We start from the raw sequence: 8123 nt of genomic DNA, 5'->3' as shown, positions 1-8123 counted from the left end.
TCCCCGGCGGGCGCTCCGCTCGCTCGATGGCCATCGCTCGACCGGGAGGTGATCTGTTGTCCCCAAGCCGCCGGGTGCGGAGTCCTACTCCCGCTCCGTGCCCGGCACCGAGTCGCCGGTCGCGCAGCTTCGAGCACTGGTTCGCGTCCGGTTTCCGAGTGGGGTGCTCGCTCTATCCCCGGCGGGCGCTCCGCTCACTCGATGGCCATCGCTCGACCGGGAGGTGATCTGTTGTCCCCAAGCCGCCGGGTGCGGAGTCCTACTCCCGCTCCGTGCCCGGCACCGAGTCGCCGTGCGCGCAGCTTCGAACACCGGCTCGCGTCCGGTTCCCGAGTGGGGTGCTCGCTCTATCCCCGGCGGGCGCTCCGCTCACTCGATGGCCATCGCTCGACCGGGAGGTGATCTGTTGTCCCCAAGCCGCCGGGTGCGGAGTCCTACTCCCACTTCGTGCCCGGCACCGAGTCGCCGGCTTCGGAGTTTCGGGCGCTGGTTCGCGTCCGGTTAGGGAGTGGGGTGCTCGCTCCATCCCCGGCGGGCGCGCCACTCGCTCGATGGCCATCGCTCAACTGAGCGGTGATCTGTCTGTCCCCAAGCCGCTGGGCGCGGAGTTCTGCTCCCGTTTCGTGCCCGGCACTGAGTCGCCGTGCGCGCAGCTTCGAACACCGGCTCGCGCCCGGTTTCCGAGTGGGGTGCTCGCTCCATCCCCAGCGAGCGCTCCACTCACCCCATGGCCATCGCTCGACCTGGCCGTGGCCTGTCTGTCCCCAAGCCGCCGGGCGAGGAGTTCTACTCCCACTCCGCGCCCGGCACCCGAGTCGCTGGCCGTAGAGCTTCGAACAGCAGCTCGCGTCCAGTCCCGAGCGGGTGCCCGCCCTGTCCCCAGCGGGCATTCCGCTCACCCCGCAGACAACGCTCGATCGGGCGGTGGTCTGTCTGTCCCCAAGCCGCTGGGCGTGGAGTCCCACTCCCACTCCGCGCCCGGCACCTGGTTTCCGAGTCGCCGGGCGCAGAGCTTCGAGCACTGGCTCGCGTCCGGTTCCCGAGTGGGTCGCTCGCTCCATCCCCGGTGAGCGACCCACTCACCCCACGGCCATCGCTCAGCCGAGCGGTGATCTGTCTGCCTCAAGCCGTCGGGCGCGCAGCATCGAACACCACTCGTGCTCGGTTCCCGAGCAGGGTGCCCGCCTGATCCCCAGCGGGCGCTCCGCTCACCCGCCGATATCGCTCGACCGGCCGGATCTGTCTGTCCCAAGCCCGCCGTGCGCGCAGCCTCGAGCGTTGGCTCGCGTCCGGTTCCCGAGCAGGGTGCCCGCCTGATCCCCAGCGGGCGCCCCGCTCACCCCCGTCCGCCTCACCCGAAGGAGCCCGACCATGACCTCACTCCTCGCCCCAGCCGCCGCGGCATCAGCCATGCCTGGCCTCCTGCGGCTGCCCTGCACCGTCCGCCGACATCCACCGGGCATCAGCCCGCCTGACCCGTGGCGCCGCGAACCCTGGCACCGCTGGCTGCCCTGGTGGTGGTTCCGGTGACCGCGACACCCGATGCCACCCGCCTGGCCAGGGCCTACCTCTCCCGCGTGGCCGAGCCGTTCCCGGCGGCGCTTGCGGGGCTGGTGGCGCAGGTGGGGCCGATTGAGGCCGCGGAGTTGGTTCGGGCCGGCGAAGTTTCGCCGTCGGTGGCCAGCCAGACTTCGGCTCGCCGGGCCGAGGAGCGGGCGCGGGAAGACCTTGCGCGCGTTGCCGAGCGCGGTGGGCGGCTGGTCATTCCGGAGGACGACGAGTGGCCGCGTTGGCCGTTCGTCGCCCTGGGGAATGCGCGGCGGGGTGAGCCGTTGGCGTTGTGGGTGCGCGGGCCGCTTGACCTGGCGGAGATGGTCGAGAAGGCCGTGGCGGTCGTGGGGTCGCGGGCGGCCAGCGGGTATGGCGAGCATGTTGCCGCCGAGTTCGCGTACGGGCTGGCGGATGTCGGCGTCACGGTGGTTTCCGGTGCGGCGTATGGGATTGACGGCGCTGCGCATCGTGGGGCGCTGGGGGCCGGTGGCGTGACGATCGCGGTGCTGGCTTGTGGGGTGGACTTCGCCTATCCCGCCGGGCATCAGGGGCTGCTCGGCAAGATCGCGCGGGAAGGGTTGATCGTCAGCGAGTACCCGCCCGGCGTGACGCCTGCGCGGCATCGGTTTCTCACGCGCAACCGTCTCATCGCGGCGTTGGGCGGCGGCACGGTGGTCGTGGAGGCCGGGCGGCGTAGCGGGGCCAAGAACACGGCCGCGATCACGCTGGCATTGGGGCGGCCGTTGATGGTGGTGCCTGGGCCTGTCACGTCGGCCAGTTCGGTGGGGTGCCACGAGTTGTTGCGGGACGGGCAGGCGGTTTCGGTTTGTTCGGTGGCCGAGATCGTGGAGTCGGTCGGGCGGTTCGGGGACGACCTCGCCACCGAGCCCGCCGAGAAGGAGAGCGAGCTCGGGGCGTCGCAAGGGGAAGCCATGCGGGTGTACGAGGCCCTGGGGAAGCGGTGCGGGGTCAGCGACGAAGGGGTGTCGGTCGAGTCCGGGGTGCCGTTGGAACGGGTTCGGGCGCTGTTGCCCGAACTGGAGCTCGCCGGGCTCGCGTTGCGGCTCGACGAGGGCTGGCAGCGGTTGGAGGTGCGGTGATCAGTTGCCTCGGATGGCGTCCGCGACCTTCCTGGCCTGGTCGAGGCTCTTGAACGGGCCAGGCAGCTGCACCGAGGCGCCGGTCAGTGGTTGGGTGATCTGAGGAGCGGCGAGCAGGTCGTCGTTCACCACGAACGCGATGAACTGGCCCACTTCCGCCCTGGTCAGGTCTTCCCAGCGGCGTTGGCCCTCCGCGGTGAACTCGAGGCGGATGGCGTAACCGGTCGTGGTTTGTTCCGCGGTGGCGTCCTCGATGTCCACTGTGGACAGAACTGCTGGGCCCAGCGTCAACTTCTCGCTCCCGTCGGCGGCGCACTTCACGTTGCTGTCCAACGGTGGTGTGCAGTCGCCTGGGGATGGCGCTTCTGTCTTCAGCACCAGGTGGAACTCGGCGCGTGCTCGGTTGAGCGGTGCGGACGGCGACTGGGTTGTCCAGAGAGCTGCCAGCACCCCCAGCGCTGCCATCGCGGCGATTGCCACCGGCCGGAGCGATCGGGTGCGGAGGTAGTGCGGAACCACAACGGTCACCACGACCACGAGGACGGTGAGAACTGACCAGAACGTGAAGCCGAAGTCCGCGGCCACCTTGAGGACGATGTCGGATTCGGGTGTCGACGACTGGCAAGCCGGCAGGTTTCTGCCTTCTTCGGTGGGACAGCCGAGGTAGATGCCGCGCAGCCGGGCCGACCAGGTCCACAGGACCGCGAACAGCCAGCCGCCCACCATGCAGGCGGACGGCACCGCGTACCTGAGGAACACCGGCATTCGCGCGGCACCGGGGTCGGTTCGGCGCCACGACGTGCTGAGGGCGTCGAGCCACCAGCACAGGCCGGCTATGCCGACTGCGAACGCCAGCAGCACGGACGGCGCGATCGGGACGCCGATCGGGGCCTGATCGGAGATCCGGGTGTAGAGCGGCAGGTGGCTGCCGATCACCAGGCCGGTGAGTAGTGCGGCGGCGGTCAGCGGTGGGCGCAGGCGGTCGCGGTTCTCCTGCCAGGAAGCGCGCCACAGGCTGAAGGCCGCGAACAGGGTCAGCGGAATGCCGAGCAACACGCCCGTGATGACCGGTGTCGTCCTGTCCGCGGCGCTGCCGTCGAGGAGGAGGTCCTGCAACGTGACGAAGCCGGCGCCTGCCATCGCGGCGCCGAGGAAGACCTGGCCGATCGGCGAGGCCAGCAGGCGCATCGGGCTCGTCAGCGCTTGAGAGCGTTCGTCGGCACCTGGGTGGCGGCGCAGCCAGGTGCGGACGATCGAGCGCGTCTGGTCGGTTTCGTGTGACTGGACCGCGGCCAGGAGGCCTTCCACGCCGAACTCCGCGGCGTGCAGGTCGGCGGCGTGTTCGCGGGCGCGCAGGAAGGCGCGGGCGATCAGTTCGGTGAGGAGGGTCAGTGCGGTCAGGCGGAACGTGCTCAGGAGGAAGGAGGTGACGTCACCGTGGTCGTGCTGAACGTCCAGCCACAGCGCGAACAGGGCGAAGAAACCCGTGGAGAGGTTCGCGAACCGCAGCACCGTGGCCAGTTGGTACCACCACAGGTCTCCGGCGTGCACGTGTGCGAGTTCGTGGCGCACCACGGCGTCGAACACGGCTTTGCGTTCGCCGGGCATCGCGTGCAGCGCCAGGAGTTCGGGGCCGAGCACGATGATCGGTTTGCGCGGCGGGCCGGTGACGTAGGCGCGGCTCCCCAGGTGTTTGCCGAGGCGGATGTCCGTGCGGCGGGGAGGGTTCACCTCCAGGACCAGCCCGTTTACGGCTTTGCTGGCCTCGCGGAGGGCGGTGATCTCGGCCAGTGGCGTGGAGCGGCGGATGCGGATCGCCGTGTAGACGCCGTAGACGGCCAGGCCCGGCGTCAGAAGCATCTGCAGTTTCTGCAGCAGGGAGCCGGCGCCGCCCCGTTCGAGGCCGGACAGCCAGTTCGCGACGAAGAAGACGTTGAGCAGCACCGTCGCCGCGAGGAGGAGAAGCAGGAGGATCATCTCGGACGGTAATGCCCTGGGGTTGACCTGCGGCTTCGCTTCCGTCATCTGGAGGCGTCACCCGCCTCGCCGGCGCTGTCCCGGTCACTGTCCCGGCCGGAGTCGTGGTCGTCGTCGCGCAGCACGAGGGCGGCGACGACGGCGTCGGCGAGCGCTTCGGCTTTCTGCTGCTTCATGCCGAGCGAGAGAGCGCGTGCCAGCGCGATCTGGCGCACCTCGCTGAGCTGGGCCTTGGTGAGCGGGGTCGACGGCAGTTCGAGCGGCTCTACCGGCTTGCCGCGGAGCTTGCGCCACGCCTTGCGCGCGGCGCTGGTGGTGCCGTCGCGCACGGCTTTGCCGACGCTGTCGGAGACCGCGGTGATCACGCTGCCGGACACGAGGGCGATGACGGGCGTCGCCATCGCCACGATGTCGCCCAGGCCGAAGCCCAGCGGATCGTCGTGAGCCTGGCGTAGCCGGCGTTCTGCCTGCTTGGGGCTCTCCAGGTAGGGAGCGGCGACGATGTCGAAGGAGGGGAGTTCCTCCGGGGCGATCTTCCGCACGACTCGGCGGGCTAGGTCATCGGCTGTCCGGACGGTCGTGCTGGCTGCCATCGCTACTCCGAAAGGTGATCTGTACGAGCCACCAAACCCCTGGTCGTCACAGGGAGTTGAAACGTTATCGTGTTCCCGATCATGAGAGCGCTCTCAAATGGCGCGGGGGTGTGGCGATACTTGACCAAACGCCCCGACTGGCGCAGCGTCTTGGCCTATGTCCCCGCCGCCGCATGGTCGGACACGCCGTGTCGATCTCGTTCGCCTGCGCGAAAAACTGCCGGCGTCCGTTGCCGACGTGTTGCGGCAGTACGAACGGCATCTCACGCTGGAACGCGATCTCTCACCACACACCGTGCGCGCGTACATCGGTGACGCCGTGGCGCTTCTTGGCCATGTCGCGGGGAATGGCCTGGAAGACGCGGACGTGGGCCGCATCGACCTCACGAACCTGCGGTCATGGCTTGCCGCGCAACGCACAGCGGGCGCCAGCCGCACCACGCTCGCGCGCCGGGCCGCCGCGGCGCGTGCGTTCACCGCGTGGGCGCACCGCGCCGGGCATCTGGCCGCCGATCCGGGGCCTCGGCTCGCCGCTCCGCGACCGCACCGGACGTTGCCGTCCGTGTTGCGCGTGGACCAGGCGAAGGACGCGATGACTGCCGTATCCTCTGGCGCTTCCGAAGGCGATCCGGTTGCGCTGCGTGATCAGGCCGTGGTGGAGTTGCTGTACGCCACAGGTATCCGCGTGGCCGAACTCTGTGGTCTTGATCTCGACGACGTGGACTACTCCCTAAGGGTGATTCGAGTTCTGGGCAAAGGTGGACGCGAGCGCAGCACGCCCTTCGGCGTGCCGGCGGAGCGAGCGCTGCGGCGGTGGCTGGACGAGGGGCGAAACGCCCTGGTAGCACCGGATTCGCCCCCGGCGCTGTTCCTCGGTGCCCGAGGTGGCCGGCTGAACCAGCGAGCCGTTCGCACTCTGGTGCACGAGGTCGTCGCCGTGGTACCGGATGCTCCGGACATCGGGCCGCACGGGTTGCGCCACTCCGCTGCGACCCATTTGCTGGAAGGAGGAGCGGACCTGCGCACCGTCCAAGAACTGCTTGGTCACGCTACGCTCGCAACGACTCAGCTTTACACACACGTCACTGTCGAACGGCTGAAGGCGATCCATGACCGAACCCACCCCCGTTCCTGACGCCGCAGGGGGAGGATCGCGTACGGCGACCGTGCCCCCTGAACCAGTCCTGCCCGCACCGATTTCGAAACAAGCGGGTAACGGGCACCGTCAGAACGGCGCGCCGTGCACCGAGGCGGCTTCCGAGCCCGGTGCAGACACGCATGTCAACGGCACGCCCGCTGCCGTTCCGACTGCGGTGACGCGCGCGGACGCCCGGTCTGGTGACGACGTCGAGGCCGGCATCGTCGCGTTGTGGCGCAGCTACGGCGAGTCACGCGAGCAGAGCCAGCGCGATCGCCTGGTGCTGCACTACGCGCCACTGGTCAAGTACGTCGCCGGCCGCGTCGGCACCGGCCTGCCCGCCCACGTGGACGTGGCCGACCTGATCCAGTCCGGCATCTTCGGCCTGGTCGACGCGATCGAGAAGTTCGAGCCGGAACGCGGCCTCAAGTTCGAGACCTACGCCATGCAGCGCATCCGCGGCGCGATCCTCGACGACCTGCGCTCCCAGGACTGGGTGCCGCGCTCGGTCCGCAGCCGCGCCCGTGACGTCGAACGCGCTCTCGAACGCCTCGGCGCCAAGCTGCAGCGCACGCCCACCGACCGCGAGCTCGCCGCAGAGCTCAAGATCGGCCTCGCCGAACTGCGCGAGCTCTACGGCCAGCTCCAGCTCACCAGCGTCGTCGCCCTCGACGAGCTGATCGCCCCGAACAAGGGCGGCGCCTCCCTGGCCGAGTCCCTGCCCGACGACGGCGCCGAAGACCCGGTGGCGAGCCTCGTCGACCAGGACAGCCGCCGTCAGCTGGCCGACGCGATCGCCCAGCTGGCCGAGCGCGACCGCGTGGTCGTGACCCTCTACTACTTCGAGAACCTGACGCTCGCCGAGATCGGCAAGGTCCTCGGTGTCACCGAGTCCAGGGTCTGCCAGCTGCACACCCGCGCAGTCCTGCGCCTGCGCACCAAGCTCAACGAGCAGTCCGAGGCCTGAGCACGCCTCCCTCCCACTCCAGCCGCGGTGTGCGCGGTGCATTGGTGAGAACGCCGGCCGGACGTGTCGACGGCTGAGCATCGGGCTGTCGCGTGGGCGTACCGCGACGCCGCCGCAGCGCTTTGACGAGGCTTGTTGAGCGTCCAAAACGGGCCTTCAAACCTCTTTCCGTCGCTTGCCAGGGCTAATTCACTCGAACGGGTGGCCACTGGAGTTGCCCCAACCACGCCGAGTACCTACGCCGGCAACGCCCGCTCGACAGCAGGGTCGCGATGTCGGGGAACCAGGGGAAAGCGGCAGGTGGGCCGGGAGGCGGCGGGGTTAGCGGCGCCGGCGCCTCCCGGCACCTGCCGGGCGCCGCGGCGCGCGACGGGGCGCGCCGGCCGTCCGCCGCCGGGACATGGCGGGAGTGCGCCCGGTGGGATCGCCGCGGGCGTGACGGGGGCGCCGCGCGACGGGGGCTCGGTCAGCCGCCTCTGGGAGGGATGGAGGCGTTCAGCGGCAGCAGGCGTACGCGGCCCGCTGACACGAGGCGCAGCGGGTCCAGGTACTCGTGGCCTCGCCGGACGCCCCAGTGCAGGCATGGCGACGGGCAATGGCCCTCCTGCAGGTGGCCGAGGACGTCGCCGCGCTGGACCGGGCGGCCGGCTGTCACGGCCGGGGTCACCGGCTCGTACGTCGTGCGCAGGCCGCCGCGGTGCTCCACGGACACCAGCGTGCGGGCGGCCACGGCGCCGGCGTAGACGACAACGCCGTCGCCGGCCGCGAGGACCGGTGTGCCCGCGGAGGCGGACAGG

Annotated in this window: 7 protein-coding genes; 4 read left to right on the top strand and 3 right to left on the bottom strand. The window is 70.3% G+C overall.

The window, feature by feature from the left end; genetic code table 11:
- Positions 1 to 1371 precede the first annotated feature (1371 nt).
- Positions 1372 to 1530, top strand: a complete 159-nt coding sequence (locus B0F77_RS48455; RefSeq protein WP_158103017.1) for a hypothetical protein — start codon at positions 1372 to 1374, stop codon at positions 1528 to 1530.
- On the top strand, positions 1527 to 2651 hold the full coding sequence (gene dprA / locus B0F77_RS45640) for a DNA-processing protein DprA (protein ID WP_086669298.1): 1125 nt from the start codon (positions 1527 to 1529) through the stop codon (positions 2649 to 2651). The genes B0F77_RS48455 and dprA overlap by 4 nt, the downstream gene beginning before the upstream one ends.
- Here the strand turns inward: dprA and B0F77_RS45635 are convergent, their stop codons facing one another.
- Together B0F77_RS45635 and B0F77_RS45630 are read right to left on the bottom strand one after the other, a co-directional pair.
- Entirely contained in the window at positions 2652 to 4628 is a 1977-nt protein-coding gene (locus B0F77_RS45635; RefSeq protein ID WP_158103016.1) for a SecDF P1 head subdomain-containing protein, read from the bottom strand.
- A 44-nt stretch (positions 4629 to 4672) separates the two neighbouring features.
- Positions 4673 to 5170, bottom strand: coding sequence for a hypothetical protein (locus B0F77_RS45630; RefSeq protein ID WP_086669296.1), 498 nt, complete (start codon positions 5168 to 5170; stop codon positions 4673 to 4675).
- Positions 5171 to 5378: 208 nt separating this feature from the next.
- Here B0F77_RS45630 and B0F77_RS45625 point away from each other — a divergent pair, with 208 nt between their 5' ends.
- Both B0F77_RS45625 and B0F77_RS45620 read left to right on the top strand, forming a co-directional pair.
- A complete protein-coding gene (locus tag B0F77_RS45625) occupies positions 5379 to 6356 on the top strand; it encodes a tyrosine recombinase XerC (RefSeq protein WP_086669295.1) in 978 nt (325 codons plus the stop codon).
- On the top strand, positions 6331 to 7326 hold the full coding sequence (locus tag B0F77_RS45620; RefSeq protein ID WP_143467279.1) for a FliA/WhiG family RNA polymerase sigma factor: 996 nt from the start codon (positions 6331 to 6333) through the stop codon (positions 7324 to 7326). Before B0F77_RS45625 ends, B0F77_RS45620 begins: the two co-directional genes overlap by 26 nt.
- A gap of 466 nt (positions 7327 to 7792) precedes the next feature.
- On the opposite strand, the gene B0F77_RS45615 is transcribed toward B0F77_RS45620, so the two are convergent.
- Positions 7793 to 8123 (bottom strand): M23 family metallopeptidase (locus B0F77_RS45615; RefSeq protein WP_143467278.1); only part of this gene is annotated, 331 nt, incomplete at its 5' end.

Origin of the sequence: Lentzea kentuckyensis, assembly GCF_002150765.1 — a bacterium.
GTDB lineage: Bacteria > Actinomycetota > Actinomycetes > Mycobacteriales > Pseudonocardiaceae > Lentzea > Lentzea kentuckyensis.
Note: the sequence above shows the minus strand (reverse complement) of the source record. Positions and strands in the feature narration are given on the sequence as shown.